The organism is Pseudomonas sp. zfem002, from assembly GCF_032621685.1.
Taxonomy (GTDB): domain Bacteria; phylum Pseudomonadota; class Gammaproteobacteria; order Pseudomonadales; family Pseudomonadaceae; genus Aquipseudomonas; species Aquipseudomonas japonica.
On record NZ_JAVYJH010000001.1, the window covers coordinates 550,670 to 572,059 of the forward strand.

The following is a 21,390-nucleotide window of genomic DNA, read 5'->3' on the forward strand; positions in this document are numbered from 1 at the left end:
AGTGCGGTGTCGCCGAGAGCCAACAGGATGCACTCGGACATCATAGTCGAATTATTCGCAGGTGGTGGCTTTTAGCTTCATCGAATGCTGATCTGGCGCAAGGGTGTGCCGGATCCTCATCATTTCTTCGGTGCGCAGGCGGCCTGTACCGCTTGCTGGGCCCTCTCCGGGAGGCCGGCTTCGACGCCATCTGCGGAGGACTCGAGGTCCTCGATCTGCTTGGTCGTGAAATTCTTTTCAATGGCATCCGCGCCGCATTTGCAATGAGCGTCGAGCTGCTTGATGTCGATGTTTGGGTATTGTTGTTGCGCGGCCTGTACGCACTCATCCATGTATTTGCCTTTCTTGCCGGCCGGCCAGGGTCCGGCATTGGCGGCCACGGGCAGCAGCAGGGAAGCGGCGGCGGTCAGGATGAGAAGAGAATGAAGACGCATAACCAGGAACTCCTTGGGTAATCGGTCTCATGGAAGAGTAGGACGCTTCAATGATTCTGAGAGGAAAAAATCCGCAGGAGTTCACTCGGCAGCCAATTTTCCAATTATTTCCATTTGTCGCAGCGCGGCTCGTCGCTTGCGCCAGCGCATGTGCTAGCATGCGCGGCTCGGGTTCGCCGAACGTCTGGTTCGCGCGCTCCCGGACCATTTCTGTTCCAGTCACTCTGGTTCGTTCCCTGGCAGGCATCCGACTTCTGCCACTGTGAGGCAGGCCTTCCGCAAGGAGGGACAGGGGCGAATCGCGTACTGGCTCATCCCAACCCACGTGACCTTTGGTAGGGGTCACCACTAGGAGAGGAGGCGCCATGCCCGTAATTACTCTTCCCGATGGCAGTCAACGCACGTTCGACAAGGCGGTTACCGTCGCCGAGGTCGCCGCATCCATTGGCGCCGGTCTGGCCAAGGCCACCGTGGCCGGCAAGGTCGATGGCAAGCTGGTCGATGCCTGTGATCTGATCGAACACGACGCCAGTCTGCAAATCATCACGCCCAAGGACGAAGAGGGGCTGGAAATCATTCGTCACTCCTGCGCGCACCTTGTCGGTCACGCAGTGAAGCAGCTTTACCCGACCGCGAAGATGGTCATCGGTCCGGTCATCGACGAAGGCTTCTACTACGACATCGCCTACGAGCGTCCTTTCACGCCTGAAGACATGGCGGCGATCGAAGCGCGCATGCAGCAGCTGATCGACAAGGACTACGACGTCATCAAGAGGGTCACCCCGCGCGCCGAGGTGATCGAGGTGTTCAAGGCCCGCGGCGAGGACTACAAGCTGCGCCTGGTCGAGGACATGCCTGATGAGCAGGCCATGGGCCTGTACTATCACGAAGAATACGTCGACATGTGCCGCGGTCCGCACGTGCCGAACACCCGTTTCCTCAAGTCGTTCAAGCTGACCAAGCTGTCCGGCGCCTACTGGCGCGGTGATGCCAAGAACGAACAGCTGCAGCGCGTCTACGGCACCGCATGGGCCGACAAGAAGCAGCTGGCTGCCTATATCCAGCGCATCGAAGAAGCCGAGAAGCGTGATCACCGCAAGATCGGCAAGCGCCTGGGGCTGTTCCATCTCCAGGAAGAAGCGCCGGGCATGGTGTTCTGGCACCCGAACGGCTGGACCTTGTATCAGGTGCTGGAGCAGTACATGCGCCAGATCCAGCGCGAGAACGGCTATCTGGAGATCAAGACTCCGCAAGTGGTCGACCGTACCCTGTGGGAGAAGTCCGGCCACTGGGCCAACTACGCCGACAACATGTTCACCACCCAGTCGGAGAACCGCGACTACGCGGTCAAGCCGATGAACTGCCCGTGCCACGTGCAGGTGTTCAACCAGGGGCTGAAGAGCTACCGCGAACTGCCGCTGCGTCTGGCCGAGTTCGGTGCCTGCCACCGCAACGAAGCATCCGGCGCGCTGCACGGCATCATGCGCGTGCGCGGTTTCACCCAGGATGACGCGCACATCTTCTGCACCGAAGAGCAGATGCAGTCCGAATCGGCCGCGTTCATCAAGCTGACCATGGACGTCTACTCCGACTTCGGTTTCCAGGACATTCAGCTCAAGCTGTCCACTCGTCCGGAAAAGCGCGTGGGTTCCGACGAACTGTGGGATCGTGCCGAGGCCGCGCTGGCCGCCGCCCTGGACAACGCCGGTCTGCCCTATGACCTGCAGCCGGGCGAGGGCGCCTTCTATGGTCCGAAGATCGAGTTCTCGCTCAAGGATTGCCTGGGGCGTGTCTGGCAGTGCGGTACCTTGCAGTTGGACTTCAACCTGCCGATTCGCCTTGGCGCCGAGTACGTTTCCGAAGACAACGGCCGCAAGCATCCGGTGATGCTGCACCGTGCCATCCTCGGTTCGTTCGAGCGTTTCGTCGGAATCCTGATCGAGCACTACGAAGGTGCATTCCCGGCCTGGCTGGCGCCGACCCAGGCGGTGGTCATGAATATCACCGACAAACAGGCCGAATTCGCTCAGCAGGTGGAAAAAACCCTGACCAATAGCGGATTCCGTGCCAAGTCTGACTTGAGAAATGAAAAGATCGGCTTTAAAATCCGCGAGCATACCTTGCTCAAGGTTCCCTATCTCTTGGTTATTGGAGATCGGGAAGTCGAAACGCAAACTGTCGCTGTGCGTACCCGTGAAGGTGCTGACCTGGGTTCCATGCCCGTCGCCCAGTTCGCGGACTTGCTTGCGCAAGCGGTTTCCCGGCGTGGTCGCCAAGATTCGGAGTAATTACCATTAAGCGTGATATGAGACAGGATAAACGAACTGCACCGAAGGCCCCGATCAACGAGAATATCTCGGCACGCGAGGTTCGGTTAATTGGCGCTGACGGCGAGCAGATTGGCATCGTCTCGATTGATGAAGCGCTTCGTATCGCTGATGAAGCGAAGCTGGATCTGGTAGAAATTTCTGCTGACGCTGTACCTCCTGTGTGCCGGGTCATGGACTACGGCAAGAGCCTCTTCGAGAAGAAGAAGCAGCAGGCTGCGGCGAAGAAGAACCAGAAGCAGATCCAGATCAAAGAAATCAAGTTTCGTCCAGGGACGGAAGAAGGGGATTACCAGGTAAAACTACGCAACCTGGTACGTTTCCTTAATGATGGGGACAAGGCCAAGATCTCTCTGAGATTCCGCGGCCGTGAGATGGCTCACCAGGAGCTGGGCATGGAGCTATTGAAGCGGGTCGAAACCGACCTCGCCGAATACGGCACCGTTGAGCAGCATCCGAAGATGGAAGGACGCCAGCTTATGATGGTCATCGCCCCCAAGAAAAAGAAGTAACCACCAGGGCACGGCAGGCCTTGCGGTTATGTTTATCCACTGAATGCGGAGTATCCGAACATGCCAAAAATGAAAACCAAAAGCGGTGCCGCGAAGCGTTTCCTGAAAACCGCTTCCGGCTTCAAGCACAAGCACGCTTTCAAGAGCCACATCCTGACCAAAATGTCGACCAAGCGTAAGCGTCAACTGCGTGGTAGCAGCCTGCTGCACCCGTCGGACGTTGCAAAAGTCGAGCGCATGCTGCGCGTACGTTAATTTCGGTCAAAGATAGAGGATATAACTCATGGCTCGTGTAAAGCGTGGCGTCATCGCTCGTAAGCGTCACAAGAAAATTCTGAAGCTGGCTAAAGGCTACTACGGCGCGCGTTCCCGCGTATTCCGTGTTGCCAAGCAAGCGGTCATCAAGGCAGGTCAATACGCCTACCGCGACCGTCGTCAGAAAAAACGTCAGTTCCGCGCTCTGTGGATCGCCCGTATCAACGCTGGTGCTCGTAACAACGGCCTGTCCTACAGCCGTCTGATCGCCGGCCTGAAAAAGGCTTCCATCGAGATCGACCGCAAGGTTCTGGCTGATCTGGCAGTGAACGAAAAAGCGGCGTTTGCTGCGATTGTCGAGAAAGCTAAAGCCGTCCTGGCTTAAGTACCCACGACAATCATTCGCCGGCGAATCCGGCGGCGAATGTTAAACGTCATAAATAGGGGAAGAGCCTGTAAGCTCTTCCCCTATTTCGTATCTGGAGTCTGTACATGGAAAACCTGGATGCGCTGGTCTCCCAAGCCCTGGAGGCTGTGGAACGCGCTGAAGACATCAATGCCCTGGAGCAGATCCGGGTTCAATTCCTTGGCAAGAAAGGCGAACTGACCCAGGTGATGAAGACCTTGGGCAACCTGCCTGCCGACGAGCGTCCGAAAGTCGGCGCCCTGATCAACGACGCCAAGGAGCGCGTCACCGAAGTGCTCAATGCGCGCAAGACCGGCTTCGAAGAGGCTGAGCTCAGCGCTCGCCTGGCGGCCGAATGCATTGACGTGACCTTGCCGGGGCGTGGCCAGACTTCCGGTGGTTTGCACCCGATCACCCGTACTCTCGAGCGCATCGAGCAGTTCTTCACCCATATCGGCTACGGCATCGCCGAAGGCCCGGAAGTCGAAGACGACTACCACAACTTCGAAGCGCTCAACATTCCCGGCCACCACCCGGCGCGGGCAATGCACGACACCTTCTATTTCAATGCGAACATGCTGCTGCGTACCCACACCTCGCCGGTGCAGGTCCGGACCATGGAGTCCTCGCAGCCGCCGATCCGCATCGTCTGCCCGGGCCGCGTCTATCGCTGCGACTCGGACCTGACCCACTCGCCGATGTTCCACCAGGTCGAAGGCCTGCTGGTTGATCGCGACATCAATTTCGCCGATCTCAAAGGCACTATCGAAGAATTCCTCCGGGTGTTCTTCGAGAAAGAGCTGGCGGTACGTTTCCGTCCGTCGTTCTTCCCTTTCACCGAGCCTTCGGCTGAAGTCGACATCCAGTGCGTGATGTGCAGCGGCAAAGGCTGCCGCGTGTGCAAGCAGACTGGCTGGCTGGAAGTCATGGGTTGCGGCATGGTTCATCCGAACGTGCTGCGCATGTCCGGCATCGACCCCGAAGAGTTCTCTGGTTTCGCTTTCGGCATGGGCGCTGAACGCCTGGCCATGCTGCGTTATGGCGTCAACGATTTGCGCCTGTTCTTCGACAACGATTTGCGGTTCCTTGCGCAATTTCGCTAGGTCGCGCACCCGTAACGAATCTTTCAGGAGAGCAGGATGAAATTCAGTGAAAAGTGGCTGCGCGGTTGGGTCAACCCGCAGGTTTCCCGTGACGAGCTGGTGGCTCGTCTGTCGATGGCAGGTCTTGAAGTCGACAGCGTGACCCCGGCCGCCGGCCAATTCAGCGGTATCGTGGTGGGCGAGGTGCTGAGCACCGAGCAGCACCCCGACGCCGACAAGCTGCGTGTTTGCCAGGTGAGCAGCGGCAGCGAGACCTTCCAGGTCGTCTGTGGCGCGCCCAATGTGCGCCCGGGCCTGAAAATCCCATTCGCCATGATTGGCGCCGAACTGCCGGGCGACTTCAAGATCAAGAAGGCCAAGCTGCGCGGTGTCGAGTCCAATGGCATGCTGTGTTCGGCCTCCGAACTGCAGATCAGCGACGACAACGACGGTCTGCTAGAGCTGGCCGCTGATGCGCCGGTCGGTCAGGACATCCGTGAGTACCTGGACCTGGACGACGCCAGCATCGAGGTCGACCTGACCCCGAACCGCGGTGACTGCCTGTCCCTGGCCGGTCTGGCCCGCGAAGTCGGCGCCCTGTACGCCGCGCCGGTCACTCGTCCGGTGGTTCCTGCTGTCGGCCCGGCGCACGATGAAGTACGTCCGGTCGAAGTGCTGGCGCCAGCCGCCTGCCCACGGTACCTGGGTCGTGTGATTCGCAATGTCGACCTGTCGCGTCCGACTCCGCTGTGGATGGTCGAGCGTCTGCGTCGTGCCGACGTTCGTAGCATCGACGCAGCGGTCGACATCACCAACTACGTGATGCTGGAGCTGGGTCAGCCGCTGCATGCCTTCGATCTCGCCGAAATCAACGGTGGCGTCCGCGTGCGCATGGCCGAAGAGGGCGAGAAGCTGGTACTGCTGGACGGCCAGGAGGTCACCCTGCGTGCCGATACCCTGGTTATCGCCGACCACAGCCGCGCGCTGGCCATTGCGGGTGTCATGGGTGGCGAGCACAGTGGTGTGTCCGCGACCACCAAGGACATTTTCCTGGAAAGTGCCTTCTTCGAGCCGATTTCCGTGGCGGGCAAGGCGCGTTCCTACGGCCTGCACACCGATGCCTCGCACCGTTACGAGCGCGGTGTCGACTCGCAACTGGCCCGCGAAGCCATGGAACGCGCCACCGGCCTGCTTCTGGACATCGTCGGCGGCGAAGCCGGCCCGGTCATCGAAGCGCTGAGTGAGCAACACCTGCCGCACGTCGCGCCAATCACCCTGCGTGCCGAGCGCATTTCGCAGATGCTGGGCATGGAAATGGCCAGTGCCGAAGTCGAGCAACTGCTCAACGCACTGGGTCTGAAAACCAGCGCCGGGGAAGGGCAGTGGCTGGTCGAGGTACCAAGCCATCGCTTCGACATCAGCCTGGAAGTCGATCTGATCGAAGAGCTGGCTCGACTGTATGGCTACAACCGCCTGCCAGTTCGTTATCCTCAAGCCCGCCTGGCCCCGCAGGCCCGTGCCGAGGCACGTGGTGAACTGCCGGCGCTGCGTCGTCTGCTGGTTGCTCGTGGTTACCAGGAAGCGATCACCTACAGCTTCATCGATCCCAAGCTGTTCGAACTGTTCACGCCGGGCGTCGAGCCGTTGCTGCTGGCCAACCCGATCTCCAGCGACATGGCCGCCATGCGTGCGTCCCTGTGGCCGGGCCTGGTCAAGGCGCTGCAGCACAACCTCAATCGTCAGCAGGATCGCGTGCGTCTGTTCGAAAGCGGCCTGCGCTTCGTCGGTCAGCTTGAAGGACTGCAACAGCAGCCGATGCTTGCCGGTGTGGTCTGCGGTAGCCGCCTGCCGGAAGGCTGGGCCAATGGTCGTGACGGCATCGACTTCTTCGATGTGAAAGCCGATGTTGAAGCGCTGCTGAATTCGTCCGGCTCGCTGAACGAGTTCACCTTCAGCGCCGGCAAACACCCTGCGTTGCACCCGGGGCAGACGGCGTTGATCGAGCGTAACGGTCGCGAAGTCGGTTACCTGGGCGCGCTGCACCCCGAGCTGGCTCGGACCCTGGGTCTTGACCGTACCGTGTTCGCATTCGAACTGGTGCTGGGTGAAGTGGTGGAAGGGCGCTTGCCGAAATTCCATGAACTGTCCAAGTTCCCGGAAGTGCGTCGTGACCTGGCCTTGGTCGCGGGACGTGATGTTGCTTCGAGCGCCGTGCTTGAAGTAATTCGTGACAACGCAGGCGAATGGCTCACAGACCTCAGGCTGTTTGACGTCTACCAGGGTAAAGGTATTGATCCTGATAGAAAAAGCCTGGCGGTCGGCTTGACCTGGCAGCATCCATCGCGCACTCTTAATGATGATGAGGTGAATGCCGCGACCCAAAACATCCTCGCCTCGCTCGAACAAAGGTTGAACACCACGTTAAGGAAATAGCGTATGGGTGCTCTGACGAAAGCTGAGATGGCAGAACGGCTCTATGAAGAGTTGGGCCTGAACAAGCGTGAGGCCAAGGAGCTGGTCGAACTGTTCTTTGAGGAAATCAGGCACGCTCTCGAAGACAACGAGCAGGTCAAATTATCCGGGTTCGGCAATTTCGATCTGCGCGACAAGCGCCAGCGTCCGGGGCGAAATCCGAAAACGGGTGAAGAAATCCCGATTACGGCACGCCGCGTCGTCACCTTTCGTCCAGGGCAGAAACTGAAGGCCCGGGTTGAGGCTTATGCTGGAACCAAGCCATAACGATGAACTCCCGCCGATCCCGGGAAAACGCTATTTCACCATTGGTGAAGTGAGCGAGCTCTGTGCGGTAAAACCGCACGTGCTGCGTTACTGGGAGCAGGAGTTTCCTCAGCTCAACCCGGTCAAGCGCCGCGGAAACCGCCGTTATTATCAGCGCCAGGATGTGCTGATGATCCGGCAGATCCGCGCCTTGCTTTACGACCAGGGCTTCACCATCGGCGGTGCGCGTCTGCGCCTGTCCAGTGATGAAGCCAAGGATGACACCACCCAGTACAAACAACTGATTCGGCAGATGATTGTCGAATTGGAGGATGTACTGGTAGTCCTGAAGAAATGACCGAAACCTGGATCTTGGCAGGCGCATGAAAATAATCCTTCCAAAATTCAAAAGCTTAAGGTAGATTCTTCAACGTTCTCAGCAACATCGAGAATTCAGTCGGGGCGTAGCGCAGCCCGGTAGCGCACTTGCATGGGGTGCAAGGGGTCGAGTGTTCGAATCACTCCGTCCCGACCAAAAATCCCTAGAAGATCCAGTTACTGATTGGTAACTGGATTTTTTTATCCAGTGGTGATGCTTTTTGACCGCTGGAACCTGATTTGCGGGAATAGCTCAGTTGGTAGAGCACGACCTTGCCAAGGTCGGGGTCGCGAGTTCGAGTCTCGTTTCCCGCTCCAAATATAGATCTACAGGGTTCCATGGAAGTCTGTAAGTCGTTGAAAAAGGGCCGAAACAGACTGTGTGAAAACCTAGCAATCTGCCCGGCCCTTTAAGAGAATGCTCCGTATCGAAAGATACGGAGCATTTTTCGTTATGGCCTACATACAAGGAGAGTCTCGCAGCCAGACCAGTCTGTTCCCGGTTTCGCTGGAGGAATTGATCCCTGAAGATCACCTCGTACGGGTCATCGACCTGTATGTCACCAAGCTGGATCTGGGTCAGCTCGGCTTTGAGAAAACTCAGCCCAAGGCCACCGGGCGCCCTGCGTACGACCCCGCCGATCAGCTCAAACTCTACCTCTATGGCTATTTTCAGCGCATACGTTCATCGCGGCGTCTGGAAGCCGAGTGCCAGCGCAACATCGAGGTGATGTGGCTGATCAACCGACTCAAACCTGACTTCAAGACCATCGCTGACTTTCGCAAGAACAACAAAGCTGCGTTCATCGCGACATGCCGGGCCTTTGTGCAGTTCTGCCAAACTACCGGTTTGATTGCTGGTGACCTGGTTGCCATCGACGGGAGCAAGTTTCAGGCCGTCGTGTCCTCGCGGCGCCATTTGCACTTGAATCAACTCAAACGTCAGGACGAGAAGCTGGATAAGCGGATCGCCCAATATCTGGCTGACCTGGATGCGGCTGACAAGTTTGAGGGCGAACAAGTAGTAGATCGCACTGCGATCAAAGCGGCCTTGGCGAAGCTTGAGGCCAAGCAGCAAGACAACCGCACTTGCCAGGCTTTGATGAAATCGATGGGGCTGGAGCAATTCAACACTTACGAAAGCGATGCCCGAATGATGCGCACGCCAAAAGGAGTGCGTGTTTCCTATAACGTGCAGACCGCCGTTGACGCAGAACACTGCCTGATTTTGCATCACGAGGTGACGCAAGAGGGTGATGATCGCAAGCAGCTTGAACCTATGGCTAAAGCCGCCAAGGCTGAGCTGGGGCAAGAAGCGCTGTCCGTGACAGCCGATATGGGCTATTCGAATGGCCAACAATTCCAGGCATGTGAGGAAGCCTCCATTACCGCGTACGTGCCGCCAAACCGAACCTCAAACCCAGGCGCAGAGACATTATTCGAGCGCCAGGACTTTACCTACGACGCCGAACAGGATCGGTACCAGTGCCCGGCAGGTCAGTGGCTGACGCTGAAGCAGCGTCACAAGGGCGACCGGATCTATCAAGCGGCAATCAGCGACTGCGCCGGATGTGCGCTGAAAACCCAATGCACGACGGCCAAGCGCCGCTATGTCTCGCGTCACGCACAAGAAGAAGCCTTTGAGCGTATGGCGCAGCGGATGCACCTGCATCCAGAGATGATGGAGCGGCGTCGATCCATCGTGGAGCACCCGTTTGACAACCTCAAACAATGGATATTTGGGAACGGGCGCTTCCTGCTGCGACAACTCGAAGGGACAAGAGCTGAAATGGCTCTTGCCGTGACCGCTTACAACCTCAAGCGGGCGATCAGTGTCCTGGGTGCCAAGCAAATGATGCAACTGATGGGCTGAAGAGCCTTTTCAGCACAAAAACAAACGCCCCGAACAAGTCGGGGCGTTTGGTATAGGGCCTGTCAGTGTGTTTTCACACAGTCTGTATCATGGCCCCTTCTTCATTTCCGCTTACGCCGCACTGAACGTCTTGTGCGGGTCGATCACGAATTTCTTCGGCACACCGGCATCGAACTCGCCATAGCCTTCCGGCGCCTGGTCGAGGCTGATCACCTGCACCCCGACGATCTCGGCGATGTTGATGCGGTCCCACATGATCGCCTGCATCAGCGCACGGTTGTACTTCATCACCGGGGTCTGGCCGGTGTGGAAGCTGTGCGACTTGGCCCAGCCCAGGCCGAAGCGGATGCTCAGGGCACCGATCTTCGCGGCAGCGTCCACCGCACCCGGATCCTCGGTCACGTACAGGCCCGGAATACCGATCTTGCCGGCAACGCGGGTGACCTGCATCAGCGAGTTGAGCACGGTGGCCGGGGCCTCGTGCTTGGCGCCTTCATGGCCATGGCCACGGGCCTCGAAGCCAACGGCATCGACCGCGCAGTCCACTTCAGGCTCGCCGAGGATGTCGATGATCTGCTCGTGCAGCGGGGCGTCCTTGGACAGGTCGACCACTTCGAAGCCCTGGGCCTTGGCATGCGCCAGGCGCAGCGGGTTGAGGTCACCGACGATCACGCAGGCGGCGCCCAGCAGGCGTGCCGAGGCGGCGGCAGCGAGGCCGACAGGGCCGGCACCGGCGACATACACGGTGCTGCCCGGGCCAACGCCAGCAGTGACCGCGCCGTGGTAGCCGGTCGGCAGGATGTCGGACAGGCAGGTCAGGTCGCGGATCTTCTCCATGGCCTTGTCGCGATCCGGCAGTTTCAGCAGGTTGAAGTCGGCGTAGGGCACCAGCACGTACTCGGCCTGGCCGCCGGTCCAGTCGCCCATGTCGACATAGCCGTAGGCACCGCCGGCGCGGGCCGGGTTGACGGTCAGGCAGACGCCGGTGTGCATTTCCTTGCAGGAGCGGCAGCGGCCGCAGGCGACGTTGAACGGTACGGAGACCAGGTCGCCGATCTTCAGGTTCTCGACGTCGCTGCCCTTCTCGATGACCTCGCCGGTGATTTCATGGCCCAGGACCAGTCCGGTCTGGGCAGTGGTGCGGCCGCGAACCATGTGCTGGTCGGAGCCGCAGATGTTGGTGGAGACCACCTTGAGGATGACACCGTGCTCGATCTTGCGACCGCGCGGGTCCTGCATCTTCGGATAGTCGATCTTCTGCACCTCGACCTTTCCGGCGCCGAGATACACCACTCCACGATTGCCAGACATGCTCTTACCTCGCTTGATTTGTATTTATGCAGCGTTGGTTGAAGCGCCGCCGTCCATGGGCGGCCAGTGTTACTGGAATGGGGGAATTGTGGGCCGCTCGGGCGTGAATGCCGGCACTGGTTGCGACAGTGGTTTATCTATCGGCGGCAGTCCCGTGGAGGTATCCAGAATGCATTCGCGAGCAAGCTCGCTCCCACAGGGTTACCTGCCAGGCCACAAAAATGGGCCCGGCAAAGAAACCTTGTGGGAGCGAGCTTGCTCGCGAAGCGGTCCCAGGAGGACTTAGAGAACGACGGTGCGGTTGGCGTTGAGGAACACCCGTCGCTCGATGTGATAACCCACCGCCCGCGCCAGGGTCAGGCACTCGATATCCCGGCCCTTGGCGATCAGGTCCTCGGGGTAGTGGCTGTGGTCCACCACCTCGACGCCCTGGGCGATGATCGGGCCTTCGTCGAGGTCGTTGTTGATGTAGTGCGCGGTGGCACCGACCATCTTCACGCCCTTGTTGTAGGCCTGGTGATACGGCTTGGCGCCCTTGAAACCGGGCAGCAGCGAGTGATGGATGTTGATCGCCCAGCCATCCAGGCGCCGGCACAGTTCCGGCGACAGCACCTGCATGTAGCGGGCGAGGATCACCAGCTCCGCTCCGGATTCCTCGATCACCTGCAGCACCTTGCGCTCCTGCGCCGGCTTGTCGTGGGGGTCCAGGGGGAAATGGTGGTACGGAATGTGATGCCACTCGGCCAATGGCGCGAGGTCCGGGTGGTTCGACACCACCGCCACCACGTCCATGCCCAGCTGGCCGATGCGCTGGCGATAGAGCAGGTCGTTGAGGCAGTGATCGGCCTTGGAGACCATGATCACTACCTTCGGCCGGTGGTTCGGCGCGGTCAGCTCGAAGAGCATGCCGAAGGCCTCGCCGCGCTCGGCCAAGCCTGCGCGAAAGCCTGCCTCGTCGAAGTCGTCCGGCTGGCGGAACTCGACGCGAATGAAGAAGCGTCCGGACAGCCGGTCATCGAACGAATGGTGCTCGGTGACATAGCAACGCTGCTCGTAGAGGAAGCGGGTGACCACATCCACGGTACCGAGCAGGCTCGGGCAGTCGGCGGTGAGAATCCAGGTGTCCGGGGCGCGACTCATGCTGATTCTCCTGCTCAGGCTTCGATGGCCAGACCGTATTCGGCGGAAGCGTCCTGCAGCCACAGCCACCAGTAGTCGGAGAAGCTGCGGCGGATCAGCAGTTCCCAGGTTTCCTCGCCGGTGCGGCGGATCACCAGTTGCGACTTGGCGAACACGGTACCGACCGCCTTGCCCACCGGGAAGTTGTTCGGGTGCACGTCGTAGCTGGTGGATTTCATCAGCACTTCACGCACTTTCGGACCGCTCAGTTCCAGCAGGGTCTGGCCGCCGCTGACGTTGACCACCTGGATGTGCTGGCCCTGCAGCGCGTCGCGCAGGGCGTTCTCCACGGCGAACTCCTGGCCGCCGGGGACGATCAGCAGCCACTCGTCGGGGCCGAGCCACTGCAGCGACATGTCGCCATTGGCGACCACGGTCAGGGCCACCGGCAGTTCCAGGCCGATGGCCTTGAACACGCCGCCGGCGAAGGCCGGGTCGTGGGCATCGCCACGGATGGTCAGGTGACCGAGGAATTTCTTCTCGCGCAGGGTCACCCCGGCGTTCTTGCGGCCCTTGCCGACCAGGCTGGACAGGTCGGCGTGGTGCAGCGGCGATTCGGCTTTGGCGTCGCCGCCGGGGCGTTGTTCGTAGACGTTGATGGCGCTCATCTTTTTATACCTGCCTGAATTCTGGAAACCGTTTTGGGACCGCGTTGCGGTCCTTCGCGGGCAAGCCACGCTCCTACGGGGGAGGAGCGCAGCCCACCTGGGCCTCAAACGTTCTGCCGCTCACCCTTGGGATCGAAGAACACCGAAGAACAGATCTCCGCCTCGATCACGCTGCCGTCGGCCTGTGGCGAGTAGACCCGCTCGCCGATGCGCTGCAGGCCACCCTTGACCACACCCATGGCGAAGGAATAACCCAGCGAGTTGGCCGCGTAGCTGGAGGTGACGTGACCGACCATGTCCATCGGGATCGGCTGCTTCGGATCGAACACCAGTTGCGCACCTTCCGGCAGCCACTTGTTCGGGTCGACCGGCTTGAGGCCCACCAGCTGCTTGCGGTTCTCGCGCACGCAGTCCTCGCGGTTCATGCCACGCAGGCCGATCCAGGAGAACGGCTTGTTGCGGCCGACGCACCAGCTCATGTTCAGGTCGTCCGGGGTCATCGAGCCGTCGGTGTCCTGGCCGACGATGATGAAGCCCTTCTCGGCACGCAGGACGTGCATGGTCTCGGTGCCATACGGGGTCAGGTTGTACTTCTTGCCGGCCTCGACGATCTTCTCCAGCACGCCCATGGCGTAGTTGGCCTGGATGTTCACCTCGTAGGACAGCTCGCCGGTGAACGAGATCCGGAACACCCGCGCCGGCACGCCGCCGACCAGGCCTTCCTTCCAGCTCATGAACGGGAAGGCGTCCTTGTCCAGGTCGATGTCGCTGACTTCGGCGAGCAGCTTGCGGCTGTTCGGGCCGGACAGGGTCAGGGTCGCGTAGTGGTCGGTGACCGAGGTGAAGTACACCTTCAGGTCCGGCCATTCGGTCTGCTGGTAGATCTCCAGCCACTGCAGGACGCGCGCCGCGCCGCCAGTGGTGGTGGTCATGATGAAGTGGTTGTCGCCGACGCAGGCGGTCACGCCGTCGTCGAAGACCATGCCGTCTTCCTTGCACATCAGGCCGTAGCGGGCCTTGCCCACGTCGAGCTTGGTCCAGGCGTTGGTGTAGATGCGGTTGAGGAACTCGCGGGCATCCGGACCCTGGATGTCGATCTTGCCCAGGGTCGAGGCGTCCAGCAGGCCCACGCTGTCGCGCACGGCCTTGCATTCACGGGCCACGGCGGCGTGGATGTCCTCGCCGGCGCGGGGGAAGTACCACGGCCGTTTCCACTGGCCGACGTCTTCGAACTCGGCACCGTTCTTCACATGCCAGGCATGCAGCGCGGTGAAGCGCACCGGCTCGAACAGGTGACCGCAGTGACGCCCGGCGACCGCGCCGAAGGTGATCGGCGTGTAGTTCGGACGGAACATGGTGGTGCCCATTTCCGGGATGCCGATGCCCAGCGAGCGGGCGGCGATGGCCAGGCCGTTGATGTTGCCCAGCTTGCCCTGGTCGGTACCGAAGCCCAGCGCGGTGTAGCGCTTGACGTGCTCGACCGACTCGAAGCCTTCGCGGGTCGCCAGCTCGATGGCGGCGGCGGTGACGTCGTTCTGCTGGTCGACGAACTGCTTCGGCGCGCGAGCGGTGTTCTTCTCGTGGGGAACCTGGAACAGCGCCACAGTGGCTTCTTCCTGGCGCGCCAGGACTTTCGGCGCGCTGACGGCAGCGGCCTTGAAGCCGGCCTCGCTGGCCGCGCGGGCGCCGCCCTCGAAACCGTCGGCCAGGCTCTCGCCCAGGCCGAACACGCCGTTGATACCACCGACGCACACGCGCTTCTGCGGTGCGTCGCCCGGCACGAAGCCGAGGATGTCTTCACGCCAGACCGGCTTGCCGCCCAGGTGCGAGGCCAGGTGGACCACCGGGCTGTAGCCGCCGGAGCTGGCGACCAGGTCGCATTCAAGCCACTCGCCAGGGCTGGTGACCTTGTGCGCCTTCACGTCGATGGCGGCGACACGGGCACCGCTGACGCGCTTGCTGCCGCGAGCCTCGATCACCGAGCTGGAGGTCAGGATGCGGATGCCCTTGGCACGGGCTTCTTCCACCAGCGAACCGCGCGGGTTGTGGCGTGCGTCGGCGATGGCGACGACCTGCAGGCCGGCGTCGTGCCAGTCGAGGGCGACGCGGTAGGCGTGGTCGTTGTTGGTCGCCAGCACCAGCTTGCGGCCCGGGGCCACGCCGTAGCGGCGAACGTAGACGGAGACGGCGCCGGCCAGCATGTTGCCCGGCACGTCGTTGTTGGCGTACACCAGCGGACGCTCGTGGGCGCCGGTGGCCAGGACCACGCGCTTGGCGCGGACCCGGTGCATGCGCTGACGCACCTGGCCCATCGGTGCGCGATCGCCGAGGTGGTCGGTCAGGCGCTCGTGAATGGTCAGGAAGTTGTGGTCGTGGTAGCCGTTGACCGTAGCCCGTGGCAGCAGGGTCACTTCGCGCAGGCTCTTCAGCTCGGCGACCACCGCGGCGACCCATTCGGCCGCCGGCTTGCCGTCGAGGCTCTCGCGGCTGTCGAGCAGGCTGCCGCCGAACTCTTCCTGTTCGTCGGCGAGGATCACCCGCGCCCCGCTGCGCGCAGCAGCCAGGGCCGCGGCGAGACCGGCAGGGCCGGCGCCGACGATCAGCACGTCGCAGTGCTGGTTCATGTAGTCGTAGGTGTCCGGGTCGTTCTGCAGCGGCGCGCGACCGAGGCCGGCGGCCTTGCGGATGTACTTCTCGTAGGTCATCCAGAACGACTGCGGGTACATGAACGTCTTGTAGTAGAAGCCGGGGGGCATCATCTTGCCGCCGACCTTACCGATGATGCCCATGACGTCGTTGTTCACGTTCGGCCAGCCGTTGGTGCTGGTGGCGACCAGGCCGGAATACAGGGCCTGCTGGGTGGCACGCACGTTGGGGATCTGCGTGGCTTCGCTGGCGCCGATCTGCAGGATCGCGTTCGGCTCCTCGGCACCGGCGGCGATGATGCCGCGCGGACGCGAGTACTTGAAGCTGCGCCCGACGATGTCGACGCCGTTGGCCAGCAGCGCGGCGGCCAGGCTGTCACCGGCGTAGCCCTGGTAGCTCTGGCCGTTGAAGGTGAAATTCAAGACTTTGCTGCGGTCGATGCGACCGCCGCTGGAGAGGCGATAAACCTGGCTCATACCTTTTCTCCCTGGCCGTTGGCGACCAACTGCGGGGCGCTGCTCTTGCCGGTGACCTGTGGCTTGCTGCCGATCTTGTAGGTTTCCAGGATCTCGTAGGTCACGGTGTCGCGGGTGGCGTTGAAGTACTGGCGGCAACCGGCGGCGTGGATCCACAGCTCGTGGTGCAGGCCGCGCGGGTTGTCGCGGAAGAACATGTAGTCGCCCCACTGCTCGTCGGTGCAGGCGTTCGGGTCCAGCGGACGCGGGATGTGCGCCTGGCCGGACGAGTGGAACTCTTCCTCGGACCGCAGTTCGCCGCAGTGTGGACAGAAGATGTGCAGCATGGTGGTTTCTCCTGTTAGTGGGCGACGGCGGCTGCGCCGTGTTCGTCGATCAGGGCGCCGTTGTGGAAACGGTCGATGGAAAACGGCTTGGCCAGCGGGTGCATCTCGCCTTTGGCCAGGCTGGCGGCGAAGACGTTGCCCGAGCCCGGGGTGGCCTTGAAGCCGCCGGTACCCCAGCCGCAGTTGAAGAACATGTTCTTCACCGGGGTCTTGGAGATGATCGGGCAGGCGTCCGGGCTGGTGTCGACGATGCCGCCCCACTGGCGGTTCATGCGCACGCGGGAGAGGATCGGGAACATCTCGACGATCGCCTGCAGGGTGTGTTCGATGACCGGGTACGAACCGCGCTGGCCGTAGCCGACCCAGCCGTCGATACCGGCGCCGATGACCAGGTCGCCCTTGTCCGACTGGCTGATGTAGCCGTGCACGGCGTTGGACATGATCACGCTGTCGATGATCGGCTTGATCGGCTCGGAGACCAGCGCCTGCAGCGGGTGGGATTCCAGCGGCAGGCGGAAGCCGGCGAGGCGCGCCATGTGCCCGGAGTTACCGGCGGTGACCACGCCGACGCGCTTGGCGCCGATGAAGCCCTTGTTGGTTTCCACGCCGATCACGGTGTTGTTTTCCTTGCGGAAACCGATCACCTCGGTCTGCTGGATCAGGTCGACGCCCAGGGCGTCGGCGGCGCGGGCAAAGCCCCAGGCCACGGCATCGTGACGGGCGACGCCGCCACGGCGCTGCACGGTGGCGCCGAGAATCGGATAGCGGGTGTTCTTCGAGCAGTCCAGGTACGGGATCTCGTCCGCCACCTGCTTGGCGTTGAGCAGTTCGCCGTCCACGCCGTTGAGGCGGTTGGCGTTGACCCGACGCTCGGAATCACGGATGTCCTGCAGGGTGTGGCACAGGTTGTAGACGCCGCGCTGGGAGAACATCACGTTGTAGTTGATGTCCTGGGACAGGCCTTCCCACAGCTTCATGGCGTGTTCGTAGAGGTGCGCCGACTCGTCCCACAGGTAGTTGGAACGCACGATGGTGGTGTTGCGCGCGGTGTTGCCGCCGCCCAGCCAGCCCTTCTCGATCACCGCGACGTTGGTGATGCCGTGCTCTTTCGCCAGGTAGTACGCGGTCGCCAGACCGTGACCGCCACCGCCAACGATGACCACGTCGTAGACCTTCTTCGGCGTCGGCGTGCGCCACATGCGCTGCCAGTTCTCGTGGTGGCTGAGGGAGTGCTTGAAGAGGCCGAAGCCCGAATAACGTTGCATGGTCTGTTGCTCCACTCAGCGGTAAACCGGGAAGTCCGCACACAGTGCCGACACGTTGCGCGCCACATCGGCTTCCACATCGGCATCGCCGAGGTTGTCGAGGATGTCGCAGATCCAGCCGGCCAGTTCCACGCACTGGGCGACCTTGAAGCCGCGGGTGGTGACGGCCGGGGTGCCGATGCGCAGGCCCGAGGTCACGAACGGCGACTGCGGGTCGTTCGGCACGGCGTTCTTGTTGACGGTGATATGGGCGCGACCCAGGGCCGCGTCGGCGTCCTTGCCGGTCAGGCCCTGACGGATCAGGCTGACCAGGAACAGGTGGTTGTCGGTGCCGCCGGACACTACATCGTAGCCACGATCGATGAACACGCCAGCCATGGCCTGGGCGTTGTCGATGACCTGCTGCTGGTAGGCCTTGAAGCCAGGCTCCAGGGCTTCCTTGAAGCACACGGCCTTGGCCGCGATGACGTGCATCAGCGGGCCGCCCTGGGCACCAGGGAAGACCGCGGCGTTGAGTTTCTTCTCGATCTCCTCGTTGGCCTTGGCCAGGATCAGGCCGCCACGCGGACCGCGCAGGGTCTTGTGGGTGGTGGTGGTGACCACGTCGGCGAACGGAATCGGGTTGGGGTACAGGCCGGCGGCGACCAGGCCGGCGACGTGGGCCATGTCGACGAACAGCAGAGCACCGACCTTGTCGGCGATCTGGCGGAAGCGCGGGAAGTCCAGGGTCTTGGAGTAGGCGGAGAAGCCGGCGACGATCATCTTCGGCTTGTGCTCGACGGCCAGGCGCTCGACTTCGTCGTAGTCGATCAGCCCGGTGTTGGTGTCGATGCCGTACTGCACGGCGTTGTACAGCTTGCCCGAGGACGACACCTTGGCGCCGTGGGTCAGGTGGCCGCCGTGGGCCAGGCTCATGCCCAGGATGGTGTCGCCGGCCTGCAGCAGGGCCAGGTAGACCGCGCCGTTGGCCGAGGAGCCGGAGTGCGGCTGGACGTTGGCGTAGTCGGCGCCGAACAGCTGCTTGGCGCGCTCGATGGCCAGCGCCTCGACCTTGTCGACGTGCTCGCAGCCGCCGTAGTAGCGCTTGCCCGGATAGCCTTCGGCGTACTTGTTGGTGAGGCCGCTGCCCTGGGCCTGCATGACGCGCTTGCTGGTGTAGTTTTCCGAGGCGATCAGTTCGATGTGATCTTCCTGACGCTGCTCTTCGGCATTCATCGCCGCCAGCAGTGCATCGTCGTAACCCTGGATCTGGTCTTGCTTGCTGAACATCGCATTTCTCCCGGCAGCGGTGAGTCTCTTATTGAGTGGAACCCGTGACATTGACGGGTGTCCTTTGCAGCGATGGTATGACCGGACCCGCGCGGCCAGATGCCTGCGCACGCCACGCAAAGGTGCGTTTACGACATTGTTTTGTCTTGTTTGCGATAGTCGGGGGGCAATGGCTGCTCATCACCCCGTAGGCGCTGGCTTGCCTGCGAAGGACCGTGCAACGGTCCCGGACTTCACCGCTATCGGGGACCGCTGCGCGGTCCTTCGCGGGCAAGCCTCGCTCCTACAGGCGTAACGCGCCGGCGAACCGTTTCCGCCTACTTGTATAGGCAACCTCGCAAACGATGCATTAGAGTGCTCTCCTGCCTCGCTAACAGGACCTGAGCCATGACAGAACAAAGCCAACAATTCGCCAGCGACAACTATTCGGGAATCTGCCCGGAAGCCTGGGCCGCCATGGAAAAGGCCAACCAGGGGCACGAACGCGCCTACGGCGACGACCAGTGGACGGCCCGCGCCGCCGACCATTTCCGCCAGTTGTTCGAAACCGACTGCGAAGTGTTCTTCGCCTTCAACGGCACCGCGGCCAACTCCCTGGCCCTGTCGTCGCTGTGCCAGAGCTACCACAGCGTGATCTGCTCGGAGACCGCCCACGTCGAGACCGACGAATGCGGCGCCCCGGAATTCTTCTCCAACGGCTCGAAACTGCTCACCGCGCGCAGCGAGAACGGCAAGCTGACCCCGGCCTCGATCCGCGAAGTGGCGCTCAAGCGCCAGGACATCCACTACCCCAAGCCGCGGGTGGTGACCATCACCCAGGCCACCGAGGTCGGCAGCGTCTACCGCCCCGACGAGCTCAAGGCGATCAGCGCCACCTGCAAGGAACTGGGCCTCAACCTGCACATGGACGGCGCGCGTTTTTCCAACGCCTGCGCCTTCCTCGGCTGCTCGCCGGCGGAGCTGACCTGGAAGGCCGGGATCGACGTGCTGTGCTTCGGCGGGACCAAGAACGGCATGGCCGTGGGTGAGGCGATCCTGTTCTTCAACCGCAAGCTGGCCGAAGACTTCGACTACCGCTGCAAGCAGGCCGGGCAACTGGCGTCGAAGATGCGCTTCCTCTCGGCGCCCTGGGTGGGCCTGCTGGAGAACGGCGCCTGGCTGCGCCACGGGGTTCACGCCAACCAGTGCGCGCAACTGCTCAGCGCGCTGGTGGCGGATGTCCCGGGGGTGGAGCTGATGTTCCCGGTGGAGGCCAACGGCGTGTTCCTGCAGATGCCGGAAGCGGCGCTGGAGCAGCTGCGCAACAAGGGCTGGCGCTTCTATACCTTCATCGGCAGCGGTGGCGCGCGGTTCATGTGTTCTTGGGATACCGAGGAGGCGCGGGTGCGCGAGCTGGCGGCGGATATCCGGGCGGTGATGGGGGCCTGATCCGCGTTGCCTGGTCTGGGGGCCGCCCTGCGGCCCTTCGCGGTGGTTCGTCACACGACAAGCCACCGCGAAGGACCGCAAAGCGGTCCCCGAATTAAAGGCGGAACCCGCCCATCTGCCGCGCCAGGTCATCGGCCAGGCGCTGCAGTGCCGCACAATCCTCCCGACACCCTTGCACCTGCGCCGCCGTCTCCCGCGCCAGGTCGGAAATACCCTGGACATTGCGGTTGATCTCCTCGGTCACCGCCGACTGCTCCTCGGTCGCCGTCGCCACCTGCAGGTTCATGTCGCTGATCCGGTCCACCTGCCCGGTGATGGCGCTCAAGGAATCCCCCGTGCGCTGGCTCGACTCCACCCCGGTGCCGGTCGCGGCCTGCCCGGCATGCATCGACTCCACCGCCGTACCGGTACCCTGCTTGAGGCGCTGGATCATCTGCTGGATCTCGCCGGTGGACACCTGCGTGCGCTGCGCCAGGGTGCGCACTTCATCCGCCACCACGGCGAAGCCACGCCCCATCTCGCCAGCCCGCGCCGCCTCGATCGCGGCGTTCAGCGCCAGCAGGTTGGTCTGTTCGGAAATGCTGCGGATCACCGCCAGCACCTTGTCGATCGAGGCCACTTCCTCGGCCAGCTGGCTCACCGCCGCGGCCGCGGTGCCGATCTCGCCGGACATGCCCTCGATATGCGCAATCGACCGCTGCACCACCTGGCGCGCTTCCAGCGCCTCGTCCCGCGCGGTCTGCGAGGCGTGCGCCGCTTCGCCGGCATTGCGCGCGATGTCCTGCACGGTCAGGCCCATTTCATGCACCGCGGTGGCGACCATCTCGGTCATTTCCTGCTGCTTGCCGGACCGCTCGGCGGTACTCACCACCACATGGATCACCTGCCCCACCGCCG

At 62.3% G+C, this 21,390-nt stretch carries 19 protein-coding genes and 2 tRNA genes; 12 read left to right on the forward strand and 9 right to left on the reverse strand.

What is annotated here, in order from left to right; translation table 11 throughout:
* Positions 1 to 119 precede the first annotated feature (119 nt).
* Positions 120 to 434, reverse strand: a complete 315-nt coding sequence (locus tag RTI28_RS02460) for a hypothetical protein (RefSeq protein ID WP_316918961.1) — start codon at positions 432 to 434, stop codon at positions 120 to 122.
* A 365-nt stretch (positions 435 to 799) separates the two neighbouring features.
* Between RTI28_RS02460 and thrS the strand changes: the two genes are divergently transcribed.
* The 11 genes from thrS (at position 800) to RTI28_RS02515 (ending at position 9,985) form a co-directional block, all read left to right on the forward strand.
* Positions 800 to 2,722, forward strand: coding sequence for a threonine--tRNA ligase (gene thrS / locus RTI28_RS02465; protein ID WP_316918962.1), 1,923 nt, complete (start codon positions 800 to 802; stop codon positions 2,720 to 2,722).
* Entirely contained in the window at positions 2,722 to 3,273 is a 552-nt protein-coding gene (gene infC, locus RTI28_RS02470; RefSeq protein WP_316919113.1) for a translation initiation factor IF-3, read from the forward strand. Before thrS ends, infC begins: the two co-directional genes overlap by 1 nt.
* A 60-nt stretch (positions 3,274 to 3,333) precedes the next feature.
* Positions 3,334 to 3,528 carry a 50S ribosomal protein L35 gene (gene rpmI / locus RTI28_RS02475; RefSeq protein WP_009394045.1) on the forward strand — a complete coding sequence of 65 codons (195 nt, stop codon included), beginning with the start codon at positions 3,334 to 3,336 and terminating at the stop codon, positions 3,526 to 3,528.
* Between the two features lie 28 nt (positions 3,529 to 3,556).
* On the forward strand, positions 3,557 to 3,913 hold the full coding sequence (gene rplT / locus RTI28_RS02480) for a 50S ribosomal protein L20 (protein WP_009394046.1): 357 nt from the start codon (positions 3,557 to 3,559) through the stop codon (positions 3,911 to 3,913).
* A 107-nt stretch (positions 3,914 to 4,020) separates the two neighbouring features.
* Positions 4,021 to 5,037 carry a phenylalanine--tRNA ligase subunit alpha gene (gene pheS, locus RTI28_RS02485; protein WP_316918963.1) on the forward strand — a complete coding sequence of 339 codons (1,017 nt, stop codon included), beginning with the start codon at positions 4,021 to 4,023 and terminating at the stop codon, positions 5,035 to 5,037.
* Between the two features lie 36 nt (positions 5,038 to 5,073).
* On the forward strand, positions 5,074 to 7,449 hold the full coding sequence (gene pheT / locus RTI28_RS02490) for a phenylalanine--tRNA ligase subunit beta (RefSeq protein ID WP_316918964.1): 2,376 nt from the start codon (positions 5,074 to 5,076) through the stop codon (positions 7,447 to 7,449).
* 3 nt (positions 7,450 to 7,452) lie between these two features.
* Positions 7,453 to 7,755, forward strand: a complete 303-nt coding sequence (gene ihfA / locus RTI28_RS02495) for an integration host factor subunit alpha (protein WP_009394049.1) — start codon at positions 7,453 to 7,455, stop codon at positions 7,753 to 7,755.
* On the forward strand, positions 7,736 to 8,092 hold the full coding sequence (locus RTI28_RS02500; RefSeq protein WP_009394050.1) for a MerR family transcriptional regulator: 357 nt from the start codon (positions 7,736 to 7,738) through the stop codon (positions 8,090 to 8,092). The genes ihfA and RTI28_RS02500 overlap by 20 nt, the downstream gene beginning before the upstream one ends.
* Before the next feature lie 100 nt (positions 8,093 to 8,192).
* Positions 8,193 to 8,269 (forward strand) — tRNA-Pro (locus tag RTI28_RS02505).
* A gap of 85 nt (positions 8,270 to 8,354) precedes the next feature.
* Positions 8,355 to 8,430, forward strand: a tRNA-Gly gene (locus RTI28_RS02510).
* Between the two features lie 136 nt (positions 8,431 to 8,566).
* The gene (locus RTI28_RS02515; RefSeq protein WP_316918965.1) at positions 8,567 to 9,985 is read left to right on the forward strand and encodes an IS1182 family transposase; all 1,419 of its coding nucleotides are present in this window, start codon (positions 8,567 to 8,569) and stop codon (positions 9,983 to 9,985) included.
* Between the two features lie 111 nt (positions 9,986 to 10,096).
* Here RTI28_RS02515 and fdhA read toward each other — a convergent pair whose 3' ends face one another.
* The 7 genes from fdhA to RTI28_RS02550 all read right to left on the reverse strand — a co-directional run bounded on the left by fdhA (position 10,097) and on the right by RTI28_RS02550 (position 19,065).
* Positions 10,097 to 11,296, reverse strand: coding sequence for a formaldehyde dehydrogenase, glutathione-independent (gene fdhA / locus RTI28_RS02520; protein WP_042124075.1), 1,200 nt, complete (start codon positions 11,294 to 11,296; stop codon positions 10,097 to 10,099).
* A gap of 282 nt (positions 11,297 to 11,578) precedes the next feature.
* Positions 11,579 to 12,436 carry a formyltetrahydrofolate deformylase gene (purU, locus tag RTI28_RS02525; RefSeq protein ID WP_042124077.1) on the reverse strand — a complete coding sequence of 286 codons (858 nt, stop codon included), beginning with the start codon at positions 12,434 to 12,436 and terminating at the stop codon, positions 11,579 to 11,581.
* 14 nt (positions 12,437 to 12,450) lie between these two features.
* Positions 12,451 to 13,083, reverse strand: a complete 633-nt coding sequence (locus RTI28_RS02530) for a sarcosine oxidase subunit gamma (RefSeq protein ID WP_316918966.1) — start codon at positions 13,081 to 13,083, stop codon at positions 12,451 to 12,453.
* A 104-nt stretch (positions 13,084 to 13,187) separates the two neighbouring features.
* A complete protein-coding gene (locus RTI28_RS02535; protein WP_316918967.1) occupies positions 13,188 to 16,205 on the reverse strand; it encodes a sarcosine oxidase subunit alpha in 3,018 nt (1,005 codons plus the stop codon).
* Positions 16,202 to 16,531, reverse strand: coding sequence for a sarcosine oxidase subunit delta (locus RTI28_RS02540; protein WP_042124082.1), 330 nt, complete (start codon positions 16,529 to 16,531; stop codon positions 16,202 to 16,204). The genes RTI28_RS02535 and RTI28_RS02540 overlap by 4 nt, the downstream gene beginning before the upstream one ends.
* 14 nt (positions 16,532 to 16,545) lie before the next feature.
* Positions 16,546 to 17,796 carry a sarcosine oxidase subunit beta family protein gene (locus RTI28_RS02545; RefSeq protein WP_042124084.1) on the reverse strand — a complete coding sequence of 417 codons (1,251 nt, stop codon included), beginning with the start codon at positions 17,794 to 17,796 and terminating at the stop codon, positions 16,546 to 16,548.
* 15 nt (positions 17,797 to 17,811) lie between these two features.
* Positions 17,812 to 19,065 (reverse strand): serine hydroxymethyltransferase, encoded by a 1,254-nt coding sequence (locus RTI28_RS02550; protein ID WP_316918968.1) that lies wholly within the window; start codon positions 19,063 to 19,065, stop codon positions 17,812 to 17,814.
* 387 nt (positions 19,066 to 19,452) lie between these two features.
* Here RTI28_RS02550 and RTI28_RS02555 point away from each other — a divergent pair, with 387 nt between their 5' ends.
* Positions 19,453 to 20,493: a low specificity L-threonine aldolase gene (locus tag RTI28_RS02555; RefSeq protein ID WP_316918969.1), complete on the forward strand. Its 1,041-nt coding sequence runs from the start codon at positions 19,453 to 19,455 to the stop codon at positions 20,491 to 20,493.
* Between the two features lie 94 nt (positions 20,494 to 20,587).
* On the opposite strand, the gene RTI28_RS30215 is transcribed toward RTI28_RS02555, so the two are convergent.
* A complete protein-coding gene (locus RTI28_RS30215) occupies positions 20,588 to 21,325 on the reverse strand; it encodes a methyl-accepting chemotaxis protein (protein WP_401249360.1) in 738 nt (245 codons plus the stop codon).
* Positions 21,326 to 21,390 lie beyond the last annotated feature (65 nt).

Bases quoted from the DNA above. Each gene is read 5' to 3' on its own strand.
- RTI28_RS02555 (WP_316918969.1), top strand. From the start codon at position 19,453: ATGACAGAACAAAGCCAACAATTCGCCAGCGACAACTATTCGGGAATC.
- fdhA (WP_042124075.1), bottom strand. From the start codon at position 11,296: ATGTCTGGCAATCGTGGAGTGGTGTATCTCGGCGCCGGAAAGGTCGAG.
- RTI28_RS02500 (WP_009394050.1), top strand. From the start codon at position 7,736: ATGCTGGAACCAAGCCATAACGATGAACTCCCGCCGATCCCGGGAAAA.
- RTI28_RS02550 (WP_316918968.1), bottom strand. From the start codon at position 19,065: ATGTTCAGCAAGCAAGACCAGATCCAGGGTTACGACGATGCACTGCTG.
- rpmI (WP_009394045.1), top strand. From the start codon at position 3,334: ATGCCAAAAATGAAAACCAAAAGCGGTGCCGCGAAGCGTTTCCTGAAA.
- pheT (WP_316918964.1), top strand. From the start codon at position 5,074: ATGAAATTCAGTGAAAAGTGGCTGCGCGGTTGGGTCAACCCGCAGGTT.
- purU (WP_042124077.1), bottom strand. From the start codon at position 12,436: ATGAGTCGCGCCCCGGACACCTGGATTCTCACCGCCGACTGCCCGAGC.
- RTI28_RS02545 (WP_042124084.1), bottom strand. From the start codon at position 17,796: ATGCAACGTTATTCGGGCTTCGGCCTCTTCAAGCACTCCCTCAGCCAC.
- RTI28_RS30215 (WP_401249360.1), bottom strand. From the start codon at position 21,325: ATGACCGAGATGGTCGCCACCGCGGTGCATGAAATGGGCCTGACCGTG.
- thrS (WP_316918962.1), top strand. From the start codon at position 800: ATGCCCGTAATTACTCTTCCCGATGGCAGTCAACGCACGTTCGACAAG.
- RTI28_RS02540 (WP_042124082.1), bottom strand. From the start codon at position 16,531: ATGCTGCACATCTTCTGTCCACACTGCGGCGAACTGCGGTCCGAGGAA.
- pheS (WP_316918963.1), top strand. From the start codon at position 4,021: ATGGAAAACCTGGATGCGCTGGTCTCCCAAGCCCTGGAGGCTGTGGAA.
- RTI28_RS02460 (WP_316918961.1), bottom strand. From the start codon at position 434: ATGCGTCTTCATTCTCTTCTCATCCTGACCGCCGCCGCTTCCCTGCTG.
- RTI28_RS02535 (WP_316918967.1), bottom strand. From the start codon at position 16,205: ATGAGCCAGGTTTATCGCCTCTCCAGCGGCGGTCGCATCGACCGCAGC.
- ihfA (WP_009394049.1), top strand. From the start codon at position 7,453: ATGGGTGCTCTGACGAAAGCTGAGATGGCAGAACGGCTCTATGAAGAG.
- RTI28_RS02515 (WP_316918965.1), top strand. From the start codon at position 8,567: ATGGCCTACATACAAGGAGAGTCTCGCAGCCAGACCAGTCTGTTCCCG.
- RTI28_RS02530 (WP_316918966.1), bottom strand. From the start codon at position 13,083: ATGAGCGCCATCAACGTCTACGAACAACGCCCCGGCGGCGACGCCAAA.
- rplT (WP_009394046.1), top strand. From the start codon at position 3,557: ATGGCTCGTGTAAAGCGTGGCGTCATCGCTCGTAAGCGTCACAAGAAA.